Below are 20,409 nucleotides of genomic sequence, written 5' to 3'. Positions count from 1 at the left end.
AACCTCAAAAAGGGCTGTCCCAGCCTGGCACCGTGCCCGGATGGATTGCCGCCATGGGATACAGGGCAGGCAAAACGGGCAAACAGCTCAGTGACCGAGCGTAATGACAGCTCTGCAGATTCGCGAAAAGTGGAGGTTTTGCTCAACGAAACAGCAAGCGCGCCAGCTTCACTCGATCTGTGTGGGCGGCTCTCTGTGGGCGGTGCGGGGTGTCAACACAAGCGCATTGACGATGCTGCGAGGCCCGATCAGGAGACGTCCTTATAATCGGGGGGAGATTGTATCTAAGAAACGCAGGGAATTGGTCGTGTTTAATGACTTTTATTAGGTGTTTGGTCAGGTCGTCATCAATTGCTGTGCACGCGAGCGTGGCTGCTGCTGTTGCGAAACGACGCGGGCACCGGCCGGCAGCGGCTGATTCAGCCAGTTCAGGCGGATTTCTTCGATTTCAACCCAGCCATCACCCATGGGCTGGAGGCTGCACTGCTTGAACGCCTGGCAATGGCCATTGCTGTCGAGCAGGGCAAAGCAGCGGTGCAGTGGGCGTGGTGCGAACAACGAGACGAGGTATCGCATGGCAAATTACCTTGTAGGGCGGTTATTGTGAAAATAGCCCACTAGCCGTTACGTGCAAGTGTATGGGCGATGACAGATAGGTGACAAGAACCGCTTTCCCAGGGAGTTGTCAGAGATTTCATCAAACACGGTGAGGTGCTGGTTCCCCGCGGTGGCGCACCGCTATACTGCTGGCCTGTTTGTGCCTGATTCTGGAGAGAAGAGCATGTTGCAACGCCTGTTGTTCGGTTTGATCACTGTGACCAGTTTGACCCTGGTTGGCTGCGCCCACAGCCCGCAACAACTGAGCCCGGAACCCAAGCTGACCGCCCAGCTGGCCCCGGTCGGCCATGGCCAGCCCGTTGTGGTACGTGTAGTGGACGGTCGTCCGTCGCCAACCCTGGGAACCCGTGGCGGCCTGTATCCGGAGACCAGCGCGATCACCGTGCAGGGCGCGCAGATCCTGCCGAAACTGCAGGCCCAGGCTGAAGCCGCCGTGCGTCTGTTGGGCTTTACCCCGACGAACAATGCCATGAATGCACCGCAACTGACCGTGACCCTGGCAGAGTTGAAGTACCAGTCGCCCAAGGAAGGCATGTACGTGACCGAAGCCACCATCGGCGCGACGTTCCGCTCGGATGTACAGAACGCCAACCGTCGCTACAGCGGCCGTTATGGTTCGTCCCTGGACCAGCGCTTCGGTATGGCGCCGAACCAGGAAACCAACACCAAGCTGGTCAGCGATGTGTTGAGCGATGCGTTGACCCGCCTGTTCAAGGACCCGACCGTGGGCCAGATTCTCGGCGAGTAATGCGAGCCCACTGTAGGAGTGAGCTTGCTCGCGATGGGCTTAAGGGCGCCGCGGGGTATCAGAACTCCCGCGTAATCGTTAACGACCATCGCGAGCAAGCTCGCTCCTACAGGGGGCAAGGGAATCACGCGGCTTGCGAGTAGAAATCCAGCACGCTCACACCGGTCAGCAAATCCGTTTCCGGCAAATCCGCATGTTGATGTCCACCCAGGGCGCAATACACCAGCCAATGGCGGTCTTGAACATTGAAAGCGAGGCTGCCGACGAGGGCTTGTTGTTCTTCGCTGGGGGTGATGAGGTAAAGACGATCCTGGTTTTCGGCGTGGAGCATGACGAGGTCCGTGTCGGTTTCGAGGCGCGCATGGTCGCCGATACAGATGACGAAGCCGTGACTCAGGACAGCCATTAGTCAATTGCTTCGTTATTTGTCGGAAACAGAGGGCAGGGGCGCAGGGTTTCGGTAGAATCCGCGCCGCGGTCGCCGGTCCGGCACCTGCCACCTGTTTTACTTGAGGTCTGTGATGTCGCTGCACTTGATGACGCTGTTTACCGCCCATCCCGCCAAATTGATCAATCTGCTGGCCTTGCTCTTAGCCTTCCCGGGCGGCTGGTTGTTGCACGCCACCCGTCGTCGCGAACTGCGCGCGATGGCCAGTTTGCAGGCGCAGCGCCAGAGCAGCCCCAGCGTAGAGCCCACGCTGGACTGGGCGACCTTGCGCAGGAACCGGTTTTTCTACATTTTCGGTTTTGCCTGCATGGGGATGGCGCTGCTGGTGTCGTGGATCAGTACGCAGGTCTGAAGTCTTGACGCAGCACCCTCGCAGAAACAGAAACGGCGCCTCGAAGGCGCCGTTTTTGCATCTGGCCGAAACCGCTTACAGCGGCAACCCTGCCTTCACCCGGTACTGATTGCGTACCGGCGTCGCATATTGCAACACCAGGAATGGACGATGCTCTTCGGGGCAGGCGTCCAGGCGGCGTTGCCATTCTTCCTGGGCCTTGGCCAGTTCCTCGGCCGGGAACACTTGCGCAGCTTTTGGTACCTGCAGTTGCGGGTCAGCGTCCTTCCACTGCGCATAAGCCAGGTAATGCACCGGGAACAAGCGATAGCCGCTGAGGATTTGCTTGTCCATCTCGACCGCCAATTGCTTGGTATCTTCGAACAGGTCGGTGATCGGCGCGGCAAAGTTCACATGCACCCGGCCCTTGTAGCCGGTGATGCCCTTGGCGATGCTCACGTCATCCTCGCCCGGCACTTTGGTGTAGCTGCCGGTGGTGGCGCGGATGTAAAGCTCGCGGGCCTTGGCCTGATCGCACGGGTCGTATTCGTAGCTGATCGACACCGGGGTCAGGTTCAGCGACTGAATGACTTCACCGAACGGCTCGTCCTTGCGGCTCATGTGGAACATCTTGAGGATTGCCGATTCGGTACGGTCGTCACCGTCCTTGGCACGCCCCTCTGCCTGGGCGATCCAGATCGAGGCGCAATCATTGCGGATCGAATGGTTGATGTACGCCGACAGCAATTGATAAGCCGCCATTTTCTCCCGACGTCCGCTGATCGAGCGGTGCACGATGAAGCTCTTGTTCAGGCGCATCAGGTCGCTGACGAAAGGCTTTTGCAGCAGGTTGTCGCCAATGGCGATGCGCGGGGTCGGCAGACCGGCGTGGTACACGGCATAGTTGACGAAGGCCGGGTCCATCACGATATCGCGGTGGTTGGCGATAAACAGGTAGGCACTGCCGGACTTGAATTGCTCTACCCCGGTATAGGTGACACCGTCGGTGGCGCGCTCGATGGTATGGTCGACGTAATGCTCGACTTTGTCCTGTAATGTGGCCACGGAGGTCACGCCGGCAAACTCACGGCGCAGCCGATGGGCTATAAGAGGTTTGAGCGCCCAGCCTAAAGCGCCGGCGAAACGCGGGAAGCGGAAGTGGGTGAGGATATCTAGAAACGCCTTGTCGCCGAGCAGCCGTGCCAGCACTGCCGGGACTTCACTGTCGTCGTAAGGTCGGATGGCATCGAATTCGCCCATCATGCTCTCTTGTTAGAAACGGCTAGGGTAAGTAAAGGTTTTGATCGAAAACCGGCGGGGCACGGTCTGAAAAAGTAGCCAGACAAAAATAGCCCTGCAAATAGACCGGCGATTATACGCACAAGTCACTTGGGAGACCGCGATGCTGGAAAACGCGCTGTATGAATGTCCGTATTGTGGTGAGGAGGTAGAGACTACTCTGGATTTGTCCGGTGGCGATCAGACCTACATCGAGGACTGCCAGGTATGCTGCCGGCCGATAACGTTTGTGTTGCAGGTTCATGGAGAGGAATGGCATCTCGAAGTGTTCAGTGAAAACGAGTGAGGAGCGTGTATGCAGCGCATCTACGATCCGGAAAACCTGATGGAAGGCGAGTTGCTGCAAGGCATGCTCGCCAGCGAGGGTATCGAGGCGCATCTGGTCGGTCGTGATTTGCTCGGGGGCAGCGGCGAGTTGCCGATCTATGGCCTGCTCGGGCTGTCGGTCGAGAACGACCAGGCCGAATACGCCCGCGAGCTGATCACCGCGTACAATGCCGCGCTGCCGCTGTCCGGTGATGAACCGGACAGTTTTCCCGGCACGCTGGTCTGTTAGGCTGGCGTTCGTTTGATCAAGAGCCGTGTTGCCCCATGTGTGGACGTTATGCCCTGTTTCGCTGGAATCCCGCCTTCGCGGCGCTGCCCGGTTTTCCCGCCGACCAGCAGGCGCAGTGGAACATTTCCCCCAATGATTCGGTGTTGATGCTGCGGGCCGGGCCGAACGGCCAGCGCACGTTGGCCCGCGCCCGCTGGGGCCTGACGCCGCCTTGGCTGACCGACCTGTCGCGGACCCCGGCACACGCCCGAGCCGAAACCGTGGCCGAACAACCGATGTTCCGCGAAGCCCTGCGCTTGCGCCGCTGCCTGTTGCCGGCCAATGGTTTTTACGAATGGCGCGGCACCACCCGCAAGCGGCCGTACTGGCTGACGCCGGGGGAGGGCTCGTCATTGTTCTTTGCGGCGATCTGGGAGGCGTATCCCGTACAGGAGCAGGTGTGGCTGAGTACGGCGGTCATTACCCAGCCAGCCGCCAGTCAGCGTCGACCGTTGATACTCGATGAGGCGGGGCAGGCGGCATGGCTGGATCCGGATACGCCGCTGCATGCTTTGCAAGCCTTGCTGGCCAGTGAGCCCGCCGCGTTGCGCGAGCGGGTGTTGGCGAACATGGTGAATGATCCGAAGCTCAATGGGCCTGAGTGTCTGACGCCGGGTTGATGTGTTGGGTGTGCTGACGCCTTCGCTGGCAAGCCAGCTCCTACAGAGGATTTGTGAACACCGCAGATCCCTTGTAGGAGCTGGCTTGCCAGCGAAGAGGCCCTCGGATCAGACCCTGAACTGATTGATCAACCGCCGCTGCTGCTCGGCCAGTTTGGTCAAGTCCGCACTGGCTGCACTCGATTCATCCGCACCACCGGCCACCTCATTGGCCACTTGCCCGATGTTGATCACGTTGCGGTTGATGTCGTCCGCTACCGCACTTTGCTCCTCGGCCGCGCTGGCGATCTGAGTGTTCATGTCGTTGATCACTGACACCGCCTGGGTAATGGTTTCCAGTGCTTCGGCGGCCTTGGAGGCGTGCAGTACGCTTTCGTCCGTGCGGTTCTGGCTGTCCTCCATGACTCGCACCACATCCCGCGTGCCTTGCTGGAGTTGCTGGATCATGGTCTGGATTTCTTCGGTGGCCTTTTGTGTCTTCTGCGCCAGGTTACGCACTTCGTCTGCCACCACGGCAAAACCTCGGCCCTGTTCGCCGGCACGGGCGGCTTCGATGGCTGCGTTCAAGGCCAGTAGATTGGTCTGCTCGGCGATCCCGCGAATGGCGGTGAGGATGGCATTGATGTTTTCGCTGTCCTTGGCAAGGGTTTGCACCACACCGACGGCCCGGCCGATCTCCACGGCAAGGGCACCAATCGAGTCCGACGTGTCACGCACGATCTGCATGCCTTGGCTGGCGGCCTGGTCGGCATGGCTGGCGGCCTGTGCGGCCTGGGTCGCATTGCGCGCCACGTCCTGGGCGGTGGCGGTCATCTCCTGCACGGCGGTGGCGACCTGATCGATCTCGGCCATTTGTTTGTGTACACCGGTGTTGGTGCGGATGGCGATGTCGGCGGTGTGTTCCGAGGAATCGCTGACGCTCTGCACCGAAGTCACCACCTGGGTGATCATCGCCTGCAACTTGGCCAGGAAAGTGTTGAAGCCTTTGGCGATCGAACCCAGCTCATCGGCGCGGTCGCTGGTCAGGCGCCGGGTCAGGTCACCCTCGCCCTGGGCGATGTCGTCGAGCATGGCCACCATCTGCTTGAGTGGGCGGGCGATGCCGTGGCCTACCAGCCAGATCACCAGCAAGCCGATACCGGCAATCACCAGACCGACCATCGCCATGCCGAAGGTGTCGGATTTGCGCTGTGCGTTCAGGTCGGCCTGGAGTTTTTGCAGGTCGGCCATCACCGCGTTCAGCGGCAGTTGCAGCATCAAGGTCCAGCGGGCGTCGGTCTGGCCGATGCCGAAAGGCAGGTACAGCTCGATCCGGCCCTGGGCCTTGTCGACGCTGTAGGTGACTTCGCCGCGCTTGAGATTGGCCATGTTGGCAATCTGTTTGCTGTCGAGGATGTCACTGACTTTTTCACCGAATTTGCTCGGGTCCTTGGTGTACGCAACGATCCGGCCATTGCCGCCAACCAGGGCCATTTCACCTGCGCCGCCGTAGAGTTTCTGGTTGGCGCCAAGGAGCATTTCCTGAATGAAGTTCACCGACAGGTCGGCGCCGACGATGCCCTGGAAAGCTCCGTTGAGCATGATCGGCTCAATAAAGGAGGCAAGCATGACGATTTTGTCGCCCACTTTGTAAGGCGCCGGATCGATCACGCAGGATTTTCTGGTTTCTTTCGAGCACAGGTAGTACTCACTGGCGCGCACGCCGGTGGACAGGGTCTTCTGGTCGTCGACGTCTACCAGTTTGTCCAGGCCCAGGGTGCCGTCGTCGTTGCGGAACCACCAGGGCAGGAAACGCCCGTTGCTGGCGTCGATGCCGACCACCTGGGTGCCGACGTAGGCCGCATCGTTGTGATCCAGTGCGTCTTTTTCCCAGCCGATGTAGGTGCCGAGGATTTTCGGGTTCTTGACCACGTTTTCCTTGATCAGGCCGATCAGTTGCTCGCGGCTGAGGCTCAGGGCGGGCTTGCCATCGGCAGCCGGTGTGCCGATCAGGGCATTGATCCGCACCAGTCCGCCGGCAATCAGCAGCGGTGCTTCGAGTTCACGCTGGATCTGGCTGACCTGGGTTTGCGCCAGGGACGTCAGGCGCTGTTCGATGACTTGCTCGAATTGGGCCTGGGTCCGCCCCTGGATCATGTCTTGCGTGCGGGCGCCGGAAAACAGCGCGTACACCACCAGCGCTGCCACGACACTAAGGACGATGGCGCCGGCAAGGGCCGCCACGGAAAACTGGATCGACTTGAATTTCATGGGGGCTCCGCGCGCGAAAGGACGTCTGCGGAGGTGTATCGGCAGGGTGTCGGGCGAGCATGAGCGCGGGCCGTTGAAATGGCTGTTTTTGCGTGGCGGATGTCGCAAATGAATCAATGCGCGGCGTGATGGGCTGCGGCTCGCCGCGGAATGTGAATTTTTTCCTGCACCGACGAGAGCTTTGTCTGAATTGTGCGTCTTATGTCCGTTGTATCTGGCGTCGATACAATTCCACGCCTAGGATACGCGGCATGTTTTCAGGGAGTTTTTCGATGAACAAGACATTGGCTTTGTGTGCGCTGAGCGCAGGCCTGCTGCTCGCCGGTTGCCAGTCGGTCAATACCACCAGTGGCGGTGCTGTCGGCGTTGAGCGCAAGCAGTACATGTTCAGCATGTTGTCCTCGCAAGAGGTCGACCAGATGTATGCCCAGTCCTATCAGAAGACCGTGGGCGAAGCGTCCAGCAAAGGTGTGCTGGACAAGTCCAGCAATGAAGCCCGGCGGGTTCAGGCGATTGCCGACCGGCTGATTGCCCAGGCGCCGAACTTCCGTCCGGACGCGGCCCAGTGGAAGTGGGAAGTCAACCTGATCAAGAGCGATGAACTCAACGCCAACTGCGGCCCTGGCGGCAAGATCATTTTCTACACCGGGTTGATCGACAAACTGCAGCTGACCGATGATGAAATTGCCGCGGTCATGGGCCATGAAATCGCCCACGCCCTGCGCGAGCACGGTCGTGAGGCAATGTCCAAGGCTTATGGGATCGAGATGGCCAAGCAGGGCGCCGGCGCCTTGTTGGGGCTGGGCCAGGACAGTCTGGCACTGGCGGACACGGTGGCCAACTATGGCATGACGTTGCCCAATAGTCGTGAAAACGAAAACGAAGCGGATTTGATTGGCCTTGAGCTGGCTGCACGCGCCGGCTACAACCCGAACGCCGCGATCAGCCTGTGGGGCAAGATGAGCAAGGCCAGCGAAGGCGCGCCGCCGGAGTTCATGAGCACTCACCCGTCTTCCAGCAGCCGGACCGCTGCGTTGCAGGCGGCGATTCCGAAGGTGATGCCGCTGTACGAGCAGGCCAGGAAGTACTGATAGTCATGCGGTGAGGCTGCGGGCCTCTTCGTCGGAACGCCGCCCGGAGCAAGCCCGCTCCCACACTGAATCTCCATTGACTGCAAATTTTGTGTGCGCTGGAGACCCCATGTGGGAGCGGGCTTGCTCACGAAGAACGATAACGCGGTCGAACGACCTATCGCGTCAAACCCACCCGCTGCTCTGCATCGCCTTGTACACCGCGACAATCGCCAGGATGAAGAACGCTGACGCCGCCAGTCGACGGATCAGGGTCAACGGCAATTTGTCCGCGGCAAAGTTACCGGCCAATACCACGGGCACGTTGGCAATCAGCATGCCGAGGGTGGTGCCGATGATCACCAGCCACAACTCCGGATATTGCGCAGCCAGCATCACGGTTGCGATCTGGGTCTTGTCGCCGATTTCCGCCAGGAAGAACGCGATCAGCGTGGTCAGGAATGGCCCGAACTTGCGGGCGGTACTGGCTTCGTCGTCATCCATCTTGTCCGGCACCAGAGTCCACAGTGCGGTCGCTGCAAAGCTTGCGGCGAGGATCCAGTGCAGCATCGTATCCGAGAAGAAACTGCCGACCCAGGCACCGACTGCACCGGCGGCCGCGTGGTTGGCCAGGGTTGCGGCGACGATACCAGCGATGATCGGCCAGGGCTTGCGGAATCGGGCAGCGAGAATGAGCGCGAGCAGTTGCGTCTTGTCGCCGATTTCGGCCAAGGCAACGATTGCGGTAGGTACGAGTAGTGAATCCAGCATCAGGGGGTTTCCTAAGGGGCGGGTCGACACGGCTATGACACGTACAGCCTTCCCGCCCCGGGTAAGGTGTTCGTGTCATAGGTCTTGTCAAACCCTGCGATCCATCTGATGTGGATGCTTGGGTCGCATGCGCCATGGTCTGAGGACCAAGTATGTTGACGCATGCCGGACGAGCGTGGCGCTCGTGGGAGACTACTCCCCTAGGACGGAGCGGATTCTGCCTAGGCAAAATCCATTCGGCAAGCCTTCTTTTTCAAAAAAGCCTTAGCCGCGTTTAGCCCGGTAGATGCGAAAACCCTGGCCTTCGGCCTTGATCGTGCATGGGCCCAGATGCTCTTCGATCAGTGGCTGGTACTTCAGGAAGCTGTTCGCCACCAAGCGCAGTTCGCCGCCGTTTTTCAGATGTTTGGCCGATTTTCGCAGCAAGTTCTCCGTCGCGAAATAGTCGGTGTGCACGCCGACATGGAACGGCGGATTGCTCAGGATCGCACTCAAACCCATCGGTGCCGCATCGATTCCGTCACCGGTAATCACCTCGGCTTCCAGACCATTGGCCGCCAGTGTCAGGCGACTGCTGGCGGCGGCAAAGGCGTCCACATCCAGCATCGTCACCTGATTGTGCGGATAGCGACGTTTCACCGCCGCGCCCAAGACCCCTGCGCCGCAGCCGAAGTCGAGCAAGTGACCGCCGGGCAGTTTGTCCAGGTGCTCCAGCAGCAGCGCGCTGCCGCGATCGAGGCGACCGTGGCTGAACACCCCCGGCAGGCTGATGACCTTCAACGGACCTTCGGCCAGCGGCAGTTCGTAGGTCTGTGCCAGGCTTTCCAGCGGTTTGGCTTGTGGCGCATCGGCCACGGTGACCAGCCAGAGCTGGCAATGCCGCGCACTGTCGAGCTTGCGTGGCTTGCCGAAAGGGTTGAGTTGCTTGGCTGCACCTTCGATGCCGCTTTTTTTCTCGCCCACCAGATACACCTCGCGGCCTTGCAGCCGTGAGGCCACAGCGTTGAGGATGTAATCAGTCAGGTCCCTGGCCTTGGGCAAAAACACCACGGCGCTATCGAACCCGCGCTCAGGCGCGTTCACGCCAAAATGGCTGCGCCCGGCAAAGCGGGCTTCCAGCGCGGCCTGATCGCCGGCGTGCCAGCACCAGCCATGAGCCTCGGGCAGACGGCCCAGCAAGTCGTCGGCGGGCAAACCGGCCAACAGCACCGAACCCTGGAATAACTCGGCCTGACGAAGCAGTACTTCACTGCGCGGATCCATAACTGCTCCCGTGAAAAAAAAGTGCCGCAGTTTATCAACTGACGACCCGCAGCGCCTTACCGCTGAAATATCCCAGTGCGTTTTCGGTCACTTGGCCAACGATTCGCTGGCGCGCTTCGCGGCTGCCCCAGGCGTTGTGCGGGGTGACGATCAGGCGCGGGATGTCGTGGGCCAGCAGCGGATTGCCATTGATCGGAGGCTCGACACTCAGTACGTCAGTGGCGGCGCCGCCCAGATGCCCGTTGCGCAAGGCGTCGGCCAGCGCCTGTTCGTCGATCAGGCCACCGCGGGCAGTGTTGACCACGAATGCGCCGGGCTTCATTGAGGCCAGTTCTCGGGCGCCGATGAAATGCCGGGTGTGTTCGTTGAGCGGGCAGTGCAGGGTCAGGGCATCGACTTGCGGTAACAGTTCATCCAGTGGCAGGCGGTCCGGCCGGGCAGGGCGCCCGGGAATTTGCCCCAGCAGAACGCGCATGCCGAAGGCTTCAGCCAGGCGTGCGACTGCGCCACCCAATTCGCCATGGCCCAGCAGGCCAAGGGTTTTGCCTTCGAGCTCGACAATCGGGTAATCCAGTAAACAGAATTGTCTGGCTTGCTGCCAGCGGCCATCGCTGACGGCTTTTTGATAATCGGCCAGGCGCGTGGCCAGGTTGAGCAGCAGCATGATCGTGTGCTGCGCCACCGATGGCGTGCCGTAACCCTGACAGTTGCACACGGTAATCCCGTGGGCGCGGGCGGCGGCGAGGTCGACGTTGTTGGTGCCGGTGGCAGTGATCAGGATCAGCTTGAGATCAGGGCTGGCGGCCATGGCGGCGGCATCGATCAGGATCTTGTTGCTGATGGCGACGGTAGCGCCCTTGAGGTGTTCGATGACTTGATCGGGCAAGGTCTGGGCGAACAGCTGCAGTTCGCTGAAACAACTGCGCAGCGGGTTGAGGTCAAGGTCGCCGAGGTCCAGGGACGGGTGGTCGAGGAAAACGGCGCGGCGAGTGTTCGTCATCAACTGTACCTTTTGTGCAATGAACTGAAGGCGTAACCTGCCGAGCCTACCAGATGGAATTAATAGTTACGCTTGGCCTAAAGGAGCCCCCATGTACTGGACAGAGTTCTTGACCGTTGCCCTGATTCACCTGCTGGCCGTGGCCAGCCCCGGCCCGGACTTTGCCGTGGTGGTGCGTGAGAGTGTCACCCACGGTCGCCGCGCGGGCACCTGGACTGCGCTGGGCGTGGGTACTGCGATCTTCCTGCACGTGGGTTATTCCCTGTTGGGGATCGGCCTGATCGTGTCCCAGTCGATCGTGCTGTTCAATGCCTTGAAATGGGCCGCCGCCGCTTACCTGCTGTACATCGGTTACAAGGCACTGCGCGCGCAACCGGCCAAGCCTGTGGCGGACGATCTGCACAAGGAAGCCGGGGAGCGCACGGCCCGTGGTGCCTTCACCTCAGGTTTCGTCACCAATGGTCTCAACCCGAAAGCCACGCTGTTCTTCCTCTCGCTGTTCACCGTGGTGATCAACCCGCACACACCACTGGCCGTGCAGGCCGGTTATGGGGTTTACCTGGCGGTGGCGACGGCGACCTGGTTCTGTCTGGTGGCGATGTTGTTCAGCCAGCAACGCGTACGCGCCGGTTTCGCACGCATGGGGCACTGGTTCGACCGGACCATGGGCGCGGTGCTGATTGCGATTGGCGTGAAGCTCGCCTTTACCGAGATGCGTTGATCAGATATCTGTCCTTGTAGGAGCGAGCTCGCTCGCGATGCTCGTCAACGATAACACTTGATATCTGACACCCCGCGAAAATCCCGGGTTCATCGCGGGCAAGCCCGCTCCTACGGGTAATCAAGCCCTATGAGTGATGGCGCAACGCTAGCATTGGTGGGGCTCTGCAAATCATTCCTTTGGCTGATTTGGCTGACGATCAAGGGCACTACAGTGCGTACTTTCAGTCACGACCGTGCAGTCAGATTAAAGGGATTATTATGTTGCAGACTCGCGTTATCCCCCCGGCCGAAGGCGCTTACCAGTACCCGCTGTTGATCAAACGGCTACTGATGTCCGGTGCCCGTTATGAGAAAACCCGCGAGATCATCTACCGCGACAAGTTGCGCTACAGCTACCCGACCCTGATCGAGCGGGTGGCGCGTCTGGCCAACGTGCTGACAGCGGCCGGGGTCAAGCCCGGGGATGCGGTGGGTGTGATGGACTGGGACAGCCATCGTTACCTGGAATGCATGTTCGCCATCCCGATGATCGGTGCGGTGATCCACACCATCAACGTGCGCCTGTCGCCGGAACAGATCCTCTACACCATGAACCACGCCGAGGACCGCTTTGTGCTGGTCAACAGCGAGTTCGTCGGGCTCTACAAGGCCATCGAAGGGCATCTGACCACAGTCGACAAAACCCTGCTGCTGACTGACCTGCCGGAAAAGACCGCTGACCTGCCGAACCTCGTCGGCGAATACGAACAGCTGCTGGCCGCGGCGAGCCCGCAGTACGACTTCGAGGATTTCGACGAAAACTCGGTTGCCACCACGTTCTATACCACCGGCACGACCGGCAATCCCAAGGGCGTGTACTTCACCCATCGGCAACTGGTGCTGCACACCATGGGCGTGTCGACCATCATGGGCGCGATCGATAGCGTGCGCCTGCTGGGCACCAACGACGTGTACATGCCGATCACCCCCATGTTCCATGTGCACGCCTGGGGCTTGCCGTATGTGGCGACCATGCTCGGACTCAAGCAGGTGTACCCCGGTCGCTATGACCCGGAGTATCTGGTGGAGTTGTGGCGCAAGGAGAAGGTCACGTTCTCCCATTGCGTACCGACCATCTTGCAGATGGTCCTCAATGCCAAGGCCGCGCAGAACGTCGACTTCGGCGGCTGGAAAATCGTCATCGGCGGCAGCGCCCTGAACCGCACGCTGTACGAAGCGGCAAAAGCCAAGGGCATTCAGTTGACCGCAGCGTACGGTATGTCGGAAACCGGGCCGCTGGTGTCGTGCGCGCACCTCAACGACGAATTGATGGCCGGCACTGAAGACGAGCGCACCACCTACCGGATCAAGGCCGGCGTACCCGGGCCGCTGGTAGAGGCGGCGATCGTCGACACCGAGGGTAACTTCCTGCCTGCCGACGGCGAGACCCAGGGCGAGCTGGTGTTGCGCGCACCGTGGCTGACCGAGGGGTATTTCAACGAGCCGCAGAAGGGCGCCGAACTCTGGGCCGGCGGCTGGCTGCACACCGGCGACGTGGCGACCCTGGACAGCATGGGTGTGATAGACATTCGTGACCGCATCAAGGACGTGATCAAGACCGGTGGCGAGTGGATTTCCTCCCTGGACCTCGAAGACCTGATCAGCCGCCATGCGGCGGTACGCGAAGTAGCAGTGGTGGGGATCCCTGATCCGCAATGGGGCGAGCGACCGTTTGCCCTGCTGGTGCTCCGTGAGGGGCACACAATCGGGGCCCGGGAACTCAAGGAACACCTCAAGCCGTTTGTGGAACTGGGGCACTTGAGCAAGTGGGCGATTCCGAGCCAGATCGCCCTTGTTACTGAAATTCCCAAGACCAGTGTCGGCAAACTCGACAAGAAGCGCATTCGTGTCGACATCACCGAATGGCAGGCCACCAACAGCACCTTCCTCTCGACGCTTTAAGCGCCTCTTGGCGTGCCCGAAAGGGCACGCCAGCCCCACCAAGCAAGCGCTTGGCTTGTCAAATCGAAAATTTCAGCCATTCTTGCCGGGCCGACGGGCGTCGGACTGGCGAAAGGACTGTTCCAGAGTGGCTGGCAGCTGCAAATCACACTTTAGAGGGATCAAGCACTACTACCTGCTGGCTATAGTCCGCTCAAGGATTTTTAAGAACGGGGCAACCGCACAAACCGGGGCGATGCAACTTTGGAATGACTTTGGGATGCCATGGCTCCCGGTTATCCACAGCGTTTTTAGAAGTGCTCACTGCCATAACAATAAAATGCACATGGAGTAGCGTCGATGACATCAGCAAACCAGTTCTGGCGCCGGGCGAAACTGCCCCTGGCTGTCAGTCTTGCCTCTACGCTCGCCGGGCCAGCATTCGGCGTCAGTTTCAACGTAGGTGAAATCGAAGGTCAGTTCGACTCATCCCTGTCGATTGGTGCCAGCTGGTCTACTCAGCAGCCGAACAAGAACCTCATCGGTGTCAACAACGGTGGCAAGGGTCTGTCCCAGACTTCTGATGACGGTCACCTGAACTTCAAGAGCGGGGAAACCTTCTCGAAGATCTTCAAGGGCATCCATGACCTTGAACTGAAATACGGCGATACCGGTGTTTTCGTCCGTGGCAAATACTGGTACGACTTTGAACTGAAAGACGAAAGCCGTCCGTTCAAGGACATCAGCGACGACGGCCGCAAAGAAGGCGCCAAGTCCGCTGGCACTCAACTCCTCGACGCCTTCGTCTACCACAACTACTCCATTGCCGATCAGCCAGGTTCCGTGCGCCTGGGCAAGCAGGTCGTGAGCTGGGGTGAAAGTACCTTCATCGGCGGCGGCATCAACTCGATCAACCCGATCGACGTGTCCGCGTTCCGCCGTCCGGGTGCCGAGATCAAGGAAGGCCTGATCCCGGTCAACATGTTCTACATCTCCCAGAGCCTGACCGAAAACCTTTCGGCCGAAGCCTTCTACCAACTGGAATGGGACCAGACCGTCGTCGATAACTGCGGCACGTTCTTCTCCCAGCCGGACATTGTTGCCGACGGCTGCGACAACAACCTGCGCGTGCTGAACAAGCGCTCGCAAATTCCGGCCATTGCCCTGGGGCCTTTGGCCGCCAACGGCGTCGACGTCAACGAAGAGGGTGTTCTGGTGCGTCGTGGCCCCGATCGTGATGCCCGTGACAGCGGTCAGTGGGGCGCGTCCTTCAAGTACATGTTCGATCCGCTGGACACCGAGTTCGGCGCCTACTTCATGAACTACCACAGCCGTGCGCCGATCTTCAGCGCCACTGGTGCGCCGCAGTCGGTCTACAACACGGCAGCGGGACTCCCAGGTCCGTTCGCCGCGCTGGCGCCATTGCTGGTGGCGGGTAATTCGCAATACTTCATCGAATACCCGGAAGACATCCGTCTCTACGGCCTGAGCTTCTCCACCACCCTGCCTACCGGTACGGCGTGGAGCGGTGAGATCAGCTACCGTCCGAACGCTCCGGTGCAGCTCAATACCACCGACATCCTGTTCGCTGGTGTACGTCCTTTGAACGGCCTGGGCAACGCGTCGCTGCTGTCCGCTGCACCGGGTACTGACCTGCACGGCTATCGCCGTAAAGAGATCACCCAGTTCCAGACTACCCTGACGCACTTCTTTGACCAGGTCATGGGCGCCAGCCGTCTGACCCTGGTGGGCGAAGTGGGCGTGACTCATGTCGGCGGGCTGGAAAGCTCCTCCGATGTCCGTTACGGCCGTGACCCGGTCTACGGCCCGGGTGAGTTGCCTGCTACCAACGGCCAAAATACCTGCGTGACGCTTAACGCCGGCACCATCCGCGGGGCCGGCCCGGGTACTCCAACCAACAACCTCAGCCGCAATTGCACCAACGAAGGCTTCACCACCCCGACTTCGTGGGGCTACCGCGGTCGCGCCATCTGGGAATACAACGACGTGTTTGCCGGTGTGAACCTCAAGCCGAACGTTGCCTGGTCCCATGACGTGAGCGGTTACTCGCCTGGCCCTGGCGGCAACTTCGAGGAAGGCCGCAAGGCGGTGAGCCTGGGTGTCGACGCCGAGTACCAGAACACCTACACCGCGAGCCTGGCGTACACCAACTTCTTCGACGGCAAGTACACCACCGTGGATGACCGCGACTTCGTTGCGCTCAGCGTCGGCGTGAACTTCTAAGCACTGTATTCTCAGGACGAACGCACATATGAAAATAACAAAGAGTCTGTTCCACGCCGGTGTTCTGGGGCTTTCGCTGCTGGCGACCAGCGTCATGGCAGCGGTTCCCCAGGCCGAGGCTGACAAGCTGGGCAAGAGCTTGACCCCGATGGGCGCCGAAATGGCGGGTAACGCCGACGGTTCTATCCCGGCCTGGAAGCCGATGCCGAAGAATGCCGGCACCGCTGACAGCAAGGGCTTCCTGTCCGATCCGTACGCCAGCGAAAAGCCGCTGTTCACCATCACGGCGCAGAACGTCGATCAGTACAAAGAGAAGCTCGCCCCGGGCCAGTACGCGATGTTCAAGCGCTACCCGGAAACCTTCAAGATGCCGGTGTACCCGTCCCATCGCGGTGCCACCGTGCCGGATGACGTGTTCGCCGCCATCAAGCGCAACGCCACCAACACCAACCTGGTGTCCGGCGGTAACGGTCTGGAAAACTTCGAAACGGCCGTGCCGTTCCCGATTCCGAAAAGCGGCGTGGAAGTCATCTGGAACCACATCACCCGCTATCGCGGGGGCAGCGTGACCCGCCTCGTGACCCAGGCCACACCACAGCCGAACGGTTCGTTCAGCCTGGTCTACTTCCAGGACCAGTTCGTGTTCCGCGACAAGATGAAGGATTACGACCCGAAAAACCCGGGCAACATCCTGTTCTACTTCAAGCAGAAAGTGACCGCGCCGGCACGTCTGGCCGGTGGTGTGCTGCTGGTGCACGAAACCCTCGACCAGGTGAAGGAGCCGCGCTCGGCGTGGGTCTACAACGCCGGTCAGCGTCGTGTGCGCCGTGCACCGCAAGTGTCCTATGACGGCCCGGGTACTGCAGCCGATGGCCTGCGTACCTCCGACAACCTGGACATGTACAACGGTGCGCCGGATCGCTACGACTGGAAGCTCGAAGGCAAGAAAGAGATGTACATCGCCTCCGATGCCTACAAACTCGATGATCCGAAGCTCAAGTACGCCGACATCATTAAGGCCGGCCACATCAACCAGGACCTGGCTCGTTACGAGTTGCGTCGTGTGTGGCATGTGGTTGCAACCCTGAAGGAAGGTCAGCGTCACATCTACGCCAAGCGTGACTTCTACATTGACGAAGACACCTGGCAAGCAGCGGTGATCGATCACTACGACGGTCGCGGTCAACTGTGGCGCGTCGCCGAGGCCCACGCCGAGAACTATTACGACAAGCAAGTGCCGTGGTATGCCCTCGAAGCCCTGTATGACCTGCAGTCGGGTCGTTACCTGGCGCTCGGCATGAAGAACGAAGAGAAGTCGGCCTATGACTTCGGCTTCACCGCCACCACCAGCGACTTCACCCCGGCAGCCTTGCGTCAGGATGGTGTTCGCTAAGGTGAACTGAGTAGCGACGCACCCTCTGAAAACGCCCCGACTGGTTCGGGGCGTTTTTTTTTGCTTGTAGTCTTTTTGTAGCCATTTGTAGCAATTACCTTCATTCCCTATCCGATTACGGCTAGTCTGCGGACATCTGCAACGCCGCCACCCGCAATTCAAACAAGAGCCGGTTATGACTGATTTGTCTACACCCCCAGGTTCTGCTCATGTTGCCGTCGCGACACTGGACGGGCGCTTCTTCCGCCCGCCGTTGCCCGACGGCCATGTGCTGCGTCCGCGTTTGTGCGAACGGCTGAATGCCGGGCTCGCAGGCAGGTTGTTGCTTGTCAGCGCACCGGCAGGGTTCGGCAAGAGTTCGTTGGCGGTGGAGTTTTGTCAGGGCTTGCCAGAGCACTGGCAAAGTCTCTGGCTGGGGTTGAGCCCGAGAGACAGTGACCCGGGGCGTTTTCTCGAACGCCTGCTCGAAGGCCTTCAGGACTATTTTCCGCACCTGGGCAGGCAATCCCTCGGGCTGTTGAAAATGCGCCAGCGCCATCAGCCGTTCGCGTTCGAAGAGTGGCTGGACGGCCTGCTCGACGAGTTGGCCGTGCACCTGTCCACAGCGAGGCCATTGCTGCTGGTGCTGGATGATTACCATCTGGCCCAGGGGCCGGTACTGGACCGTTGCCTGCAGTTTTTCCTCAATCATCTTCCGGATGGCTTGCTGGTGATGGTCACCAGTCGGCAACGTCCCGACTGGCACCTGGCGCGGCTGCGGCTGTCGCGACAACTGCTTGAGTTGCATGAACAGGATTTGCGCCTGACCCGTGACGAGGCCTTGAGCCTGCTCGACCGGCACAGCAGTTCCTTGCGCGGTGAGGCACTGGAGAGTCTGATCCAGCGCAGCGAAGGCTGGGTCGCGGGGTTACGCTTCTGGCTACTGGCCGCTTCGGAGGCGGGCACCGATGGGACGCTGCCGCAATCGTTGCACGGTGGGGAAGGGCTGATCCGTGATTATCTGCTCGAAGAAGTCATCGATTGCCTGCCCGCCGAGGTCCAGTCGTTCCTCTATGACACGGCGCCCCAGGAACGTTTTTGCAGCGAACTGTGCGATGCCGTCCGCGACGCCCATGACAGCGCAGAGATCCTGCGTTTCCTGTTGGCTCACCAGGTGTTCCTGGTGCCGCTGGACGAGCATGGCCATTGGTATCGTTACCACCACCTGTTTTCCGATCTGTTGCGCACGCGGCCGACTTCCCAGTCGATGGTCCCGGCCGCCAGCCTGCACCTGCGTGCCTGTCGCTGGTTCAATGCCCAGGGATTGCTCGATGAGGCCGTGGAGCAGGCCCTGCGTGCCGGTCACCTGGACGTCGCGGCGAACCTGGTGCAGAACCTCTCCGAAGAGCAACTGCTGGCCGAGCAGAATGTCGGCATGTTGCTGCGCTGGAAAATGGACTTGCCTGACAGCTTGCTGATCAGCACGCCGCGACTGATCGTGCTGTATAGCTGGGCGCTGGGGATGGCTTGCCAGCTGGATGCCGCCGAGGAGCTGGCCAGCCATTTGAGCCGCTTCCTGCCTGCTCCGTCAGCCACCGCCCAGAAGTCCATGCTGGCTCAATGGCTGGCATTGAGCGGCATCATTGCCCGTGGGCGCGGCAACCGCGAACTGACGCTGCGGTACTGCCGCGAAGCGTTGGAGAGTCTTCCGACCAAGCGTTACGGCCAGCGCCTGATGTGCCTCTCGACCCTGTCCAACCTGGCCATTGCCGATGGTGATTTGTGGCAGGCGCGGGGGCTGAACCGCGAATCGCTGGAGCTGGCGCAACGGGTCGGCAACCCGTTGTTCGAAGCACTGGCGCACTACGACCGTGCCCGGGTGTTGCAAGCGCGCGGGGAAATCTGTCGGGCGCTGGAAGAGGTCCGTCAGGGAATGCAGCGCCTGCAGAGCCTGTCTGCGCAACGGCTGTATGCGGTTCGCGCCCGGCTGACCTTGTACGAAGGCTTTTTGCTGGCCCAGCGCATGCAGCCGCAATTGGCCCGGGTGCGCTTGCAGGCCGGGTTGAGCGAGGCGCGTGCCTGTCGTGACATCAGCGTGCTTATCGGCCACTGCGTGATTGCCAGGCTGGAAGGCTGCAGCGGTGAGTTCGCCAAGGCCTTTGCCGAACTTGCCGAAGCCGAACGGCTGATGCACATCTGGGATGTGCCGCCGATCTACTACCTGGCGATGATTACCCTGGTCAAATGTGAACTCTGGCTGGCCCAGGGGCGCACCGATCTGGCTGAAGCCTGGCTGGCGCGTCTGGGCCAGACCTATAACGGTGAATACGGGGCAGCACCGCCAGAGTTCCACCCGCAATTGCCGCTGCATATCGAATTGCAGCAAGCCTTGCTGGATGCCATCCAGGGCCAACCGATGCTGGCTGAAGGGCGTTTGAATGCGCTGCTTGAACATGGCCAGCAAAGCGGTCGACAGATGCTCAGTGCCATGGCGTTGACCCAGAAAGTGGCGCTATTGCTGGGCACCGGACGGGAACCGGAAGCACGCAAGGCCCTGGCTCAGGCGCTGGACGTCGCCGGTGGCGGGGTGCTGCAACCCTTTGAGTGCTTGTTGACCGATTACCCGGACTGGCTGCGTGGGCAACTTCAACTCTGTCCGCCAACCCCCGTTTCCCTGAGCCTCAGTGAAAAACTGCCGGCACTGGCTGCCCGCTCCGGCCAGGAGTCCGGCGTCGCCGCGGAACAGCTCAGCACGCGGGAACTGGCGGTATTGCGATTGATTGCCCAGGGCTGTTCAAACCAGGAAATCAGCGATCAGCTGTTTATCTCCCTGCACACGGTCAAGACCCACGCCAGCCACATCAACAGCAAGCTCGGGGTCGAGCGGCGTACACAGGCCGTGGCGCGGGCCAAGGAGCTGGGGGTGTTGGTGTAACGTGCAGCGGACTTTCCAGCGTGGGGGGCTGGTATTAGTGACTCTGTACTGCAAGAGGGGAGTTGTGGTCAAAAAAACGGGCCAAATTTGAAAACATTGGCCAGCAATCAGCCCGGGAGCGCTCCACATTGTTCAATACGGCTACTCTCAGTGCGACTCTCAATTTCTCCGTCTGGCCCAATGTAGATATCTGTGTTTGGCC

The 20,409-nt window shown here is 60.5% G+C and carries 18 protein-coding genes, 1 pseudogene and 1 riboswitch; of the genes and pseudogenes, 11 read left to right on the top strand and 8 right to left on the bottom strand.

All coding sequences use genetic code 11. From position 1 onward, the window contains the following. Nucleotides 1-336: 336 nt before the first annotated feature. Nucleotides 337-576 carry a hypothetical protein gene (locus tag AC06G5_RS25465; RefSeq protein ID WP_413427077.1) on the bottom strand — a complete coding sequence of 80 codons (240 nt, stop codon included), beginning with the start codon at nucleotides 574-576 and terminating at the stop codon, nucleotides 337-339. 205 nt (nucleotides 577-781) lie between these two features. On the opposite strand from AC06G5_RS25465, the gene AC06G5_RS25460 reads away from it, so the two are divergent. Continuing rightward, the gene (locus tag AC06G5_RS25460) at nucleotides 782-1,366 is read left to right on the top strand and encodes a YajG family lipoprotein (protein WP_007973847.1); all 585 of its coding nucleotides are present in this window, start codon (nucleotides 782-784) and stop codon (nucleotides 1,364-1,366) included. 124 nt (nucleotides 1,367-1,490) lie between these two features. Here the strand turns inward: AC06G5_RS25460 and AC06G5_RS25455 are convergent, their stop codons facing one another. Continuing rightward, on the bottom strand, nucleotides 1,491-1,697 hold the full coding sequence (locus tag AC06G5_RS25455; RefSeq protein WP_085724026.1) for a hypothetical protein: 207 nt from the start codon (nucleotides 1,695-1,697) through the stop codon (nucleotides 1,491-1,493). Between the two features lie 190 nt (nucleotides 1,698-1,887). Here AC06G5_RS25455 and AC06G5_RS25450 point away from each other — a divergent pair, with 190 nt between their 5' ends. Beyond that, on the top strand, nucleotides 1,888-2,166 hold the full coding sequence (locus tag AC06G5_RS25450) for a hypothetical protein (protein WP_008016658.1): 279 nt from the start codon (nucleotides 1,888-1,890) through the stop codon (nucleotides 2,164-2,166). 75 nt (nucleotides 2,167-2,241) lie between these two features. Here the strand turns inward: AC06G5_RS25450 and AC06G5_RS25445 are convergent, their stop codons facing one another. Then, nucleotides 2,242-3,408 carry a 1-acyl-sn-glycerol-3-phosphate acyltransferase gene (locus tag AC06G5_RS25445; protein WP_413427080.1) on the bottom strand — a complete coding sequence of 389 codons (1,167 nt, stop codon included), beginning with the start codon at nucleotides 3,406-3,408 and terminating at the stop codon, nucleotides 2,242-2,244. 139 nt (nucleotides 3,409-3,547) lie between these two features. On the opposite strand from AC06G5_RS25445, the gene AC06G5_RS25440 reads away from it, so the two are divergent. Genes AC06G5_RS25440 through AC06G5_RS25430 form a run of 3 tightly spaced genes read left to right on the top strand, consistent with a single transcriptional unit; the run spans nucleotide 3,548 to nucleotide 4,659 of the window. Then, nucleotides 3,548-3,730 (top strand): CPXCG motif-containing cysteine-rich protein, encoded by a 183-nt coding sequence (locus tag AC06G5_RS25440; RefSeq protein WP_085715945.1) that lies wholly within the window; start codon nucleotides 3,548-3,550, stop codon nucleotides 3,728-3,730. 9 nt (nucleotides 3,731-3,739) lie between these two features. Continuing rightward, on the top strand, nucleotides 3,740-4,000 hold the full coding sequence (locus tag AC06G5_RS25435) for a putative signal transducing protein (protein WP_007979315.1): 261 nt from the start codon (nucleotides 3,740-3,742) through the stop codon (nucleotides 3,998-4,000). A gap of 35 nt (nucleotides 4,001-4,035) precedes the next feature. After that, a complete protein-coding gene (locus AC06G5_RS25430; protein ID WP_480458542.1) occupies nucleotides 4,036-4,659 on the top strand; it encodes an SOS response-associated peptidase in 624 nt (207 codons plus the stop codon). A 108-nt stretch (nucleotides 4,660-4,767) separates the two neighbouring features. On the opposite strand, the gene AC06G5_RS25425 is transcribed toward AC06G5_RS25430, so the two are convergent. Together AC06G5_RS25425 and AC06G5_RS25420 are read right to left on the bottom strand one after the other, a co-directional pair. Next, on the bottom strand, nucleotides 4,768-5,511 hold the full coding sequence (locus tag AC06G5_RS25425) for a methyl-accepting chemotaxis protein (protein WP_413427788.1): 744 nt from the start codon (nucleotides 5,509-5,511) through the stop codon (nucleotides 4,768-4,770). Nucleotides 5,512-5,622: 111 nt separating this feature from the next. Then, nucleotides 5,623-5,820: pseudogene (locus tag AC06G5_RS25420) on the bottom strand (HAMP domain-containing protein); the annotation flags it as partial. Nucleotides 5,821-7,181: 1,361 nt separating this feature from the next. Here AC06G5_RS25420 and AC06G5_RS25415 point away from each other — a divergent pair. Continuing rightward, complete coding sequence (locus AC06G5_RS25415) at nucleotides 7,182-8,000, top strand: M48 family metallopeptidase (RefSeq protein WP_413427786.1); 819 nt, start codon at nucleotides 7,182-7,184, stop codon at nucleotides 7,998-8,000. A 165-nt stretch (nucleotides 8,001-8,165) separates the two neighbouring features. Here the strand turns inward: AC06G5_RS25415 and AC06G5_RS25410 are convergent, their stop codons facing one another. The 3 genes from AC06G5_RS25410 to AC06G5_RS25400 form a co-directional block, all read right to left on the bottom strand. Continuing rightward, nucleotides 8,166-8,750, bottom strand: coding sequence for a TMEM165/GDT1 family protein (locus tag AC06G5_RS25410; protein WP_008016665.1), 585 nt, complete (start codon nucleotides 8,748-8,750; stop codon nucleotides 8,166-8,168). Between the two features lie 89 nt (nucleotides 8,751-8,839). After that, nucleotides 8,840-8,964: riboswitch (yybP-ykoY riboswitch) on the bottom strand. Nucleotides 8,965-9,014: 50 nt separating this feature from the next. Continuing rightward, on the bottom strand, nucleotides 9,015-10,013 hold the full coding sequence (locus AC06G5_RS25405; RefSeq protein ID WP_413427785.1) for a methyltransferase: 999 nt from the start codon (nucleotides 10,011-10,013) through the stop codon (nucleotides 9,015-9,017). A 34-nt stretch (nucleotides 10,014-10,047) separates the two neighbouring features. Continuing rightward, a complete protein-coding gene (locus AC06G5_RS25400) occupies nucleotides 10,048-11,013 on the bottom strand; it encodes a 2-hydroxyacid dehydrogenase (RefSeq protein ID WP_413427784.1) in 966 nt (321 codons plus the stop codon). Between the two features lie 91 nt (nucleotides 11,014-11,104). Between AC06G5_RS25400 and AC06G5_RS25395 the strand changes: the two genes are divergently transcribed. The 5 genes from AC06G5_RS25395 to AC06G5_RS25375 all read left to right on the top strand — a co-directional run bounded on the left by AC06G5_RS25395 (nucleotide 11,105) and on the right by AC06G5_RS25375 (nucleotide 20,207). Continuing rightward, nucleotides 11,105-11,734, top strand: a complete 630-nt coding sequence (locus tag AC06G5_RS25395) for a LysE family translocator (protein WP_480458541.1) — start codon at nucleotides 11,105-11,107, stop codon at nucleotides 11,732-11,734. Between the two features lie 260 nt (nucleotides 11,735-11,994). Then, nucleotides 11,995-13,677 carry a fatty acid--CoA ligase gene (locus tag AC06G5_RS25390; protein ID WP_413427783.1) on the top strand — a complete coding sequence of 561 codons (1,683 nt, stop codon included), beginning with the start codon at nucleotides 11,995-11,997 and terminating at the stop codon, nucleotides 13,675-13,677. Between the two features lie 339 nt (nucleotides 13,678-14,016). Then, entirely contained in the window at nucleotides 14,017-15,900 is a 1,884-nt protein-coding gene (locus tag AC06G5_RS25385) for a DUF1302 domain-containing protein (protein ID WP_413427782.1), read from the top strand. A 28-nt stretch (nucleotides 15,901-15,928) separates the two neighbouring features. Then, a complete protein-coding gene (locus AC06G5_RS25380; protein ID WP_413427781.1) occupies nucleotides 15,929-17,293 on the top strand; it encodes a DUF1329 domain-containing protein in 1,365 nt (454 codons plus the stop codon). A gap of 175 nt (nucleotides 17,294-17,468) precedes the next feature. After that, on the top strand, nucleotides 17,469-20,207 hold the full coding sequence (locus AC06G5_RS25375; RefSeq protein ID WP_413427780.1) for a winged helix-turn-helix domain-containing protein: 2,739 nt from the start codon (nucleotides 17,469-17,471) through the stop codon (nucleotides 20,205-20,207). Nucleotides 20,208-20,409: the final 202 nt, after the last annotated feature.

This window comes from Pseudomonas sp. WT-JTC (assembly GCF_056711565.1).
Note: the sequence above shows the minus strand (reverse complement) of the source record. Positions and strands in the feature narration are given on the sequence as shown.

Excerpts from the sequence above, each read along its gene's own strand:
- AC06G5_RS25465 (WP_413427077.1), bottom strand. The coding sequence starts at position 576 with ATGCGATACCTCGTCTCGTTGTTCGCACCACGCCCACTGCACCGCTGC.
- AC06G5_RS25460 (WP_007973847.1), top strand. The coding sequence starts at position 782 with ATGTTGCAACGCCTGTTGTTCGGTTTGATCACTGTGACCAGTTTGACC.
- AC06G5_RS25455 (WP_085724026.1), bottom strand. The coding sequence starts at position 1,697 with ATGCTCCACGCCGAAAACCAGGATCGTCTTTACCTCATCACCCCCAGC.
- AC06G5_RS25450 (WP_008016658.1), top strand. The coding sequence starts at position 1,888 with ATGTCGCTGCACTTGATGACGCTGTTTACCGCCCATCCCGCCAAATTG.
- AC06G5_RS25445 (WP_413427080.1), bottom strand. The coding sequence starts at position 3,408 with ATGATGGGCGAATTCGATGCCATCCGACCTTACGACGACAGTGAAGTC.
- AC06G5_RS25440 (WP_085715945.1), top strand. The coding sequence starts at position 3,548 with ATGCTGGAAAACGCGCTGTATGAATGTCCGTATTGTGGTGAGGAGGTA.
- AC06G5_RS25435 (WP_007979315.1), top strand. The coding sequence starts at position 3,740 with ATGCAGCGCATCTACGATCCGGAAAACCTGATGGAAGGCGAGTTGCTG.
- AC06G5_RS25430 (WP_480458542.1), top strand. The coding sequence starts at position 4,036 with ATGTGTGGACGTTATGCCCTGTTTCGCTGGAATCCCGCCTTCGCGGCG.
- AC06G5_RS25425 (WP_413427788.1), bottom strand. The coding sequence starts at position 5,511 with ATGGCCGAGATCGATCAGGTCGCCACCGCCGTGCAGGAGATGACCGCC.
- AC06G5_RS25415 (WP_413427786.1), top strand. The coding sequence starts at position 7,182 with ATGAACAAGACATTGGCTTTGTGTGCGCTGAGCGCAGGCCTGCTGCTC.
- AC06G5_RS25410 (WP_008016665.1), bottom strand. The coding sequence starts at position 8,750 with ATGCTGGATTCACTACTCGTACCTACCGCAATCGTTGCCTTGGCCGAA.
- AC06G5_RS25405 (WP_413427785.1), bottom strand. The coding sequence starts at position 10,013 with ATGGATCCGCGCAGTGAAGTACTGCTTCGTCAGGCCGAGTTATTCCAG.
- AC06G5_RS25400 (WP_413427784.1), bottom strand. The coding sequence starts at position 11,013 with ATGACGAACACTCGCCGCGCCGTTTTCCTCGACCACCCGTCCCTGGAC.
- AC06G5_RS25395 (WP_480458541.1), top strand. The coding sequence starts at position 11,105 with ATGTACTGGACAGAGTTCTTGACCGTTGCCCTGATTCACCTGCTGGCC.
- AC06G5_RS25390 (WP_413427783.1), top strand. The coding sequence starts at position 11,995 with ATGTTGCAGACTCGCGTTATCCCCCCGGCCGAAGGCGCTTACCAGTAC.
- AC06G5_RS25385 (WP_413427782.1), top strand. The coding sequence starts at position 14,017 with ATGACATCAGCAAACCAGTTCTGGCGCCGGGCGAAACTGCCCCTGGCT.
- AC06G5_RS25380 (WP_413427781.1), top strand. The coding sequence starts at position 15,929 with ATGAAAATAACAAAGAGTCTGTTCCACGCCGGTGTTCTGGGGCTTTCG.
- AC06G5_RS25375 (WP_413427780.1), top strand. The coding sequence starts at position 17,469 with ATGACTGATTTGTCTACACCCCCAGGTTCTGCTCATGTTGCCGTCGCG.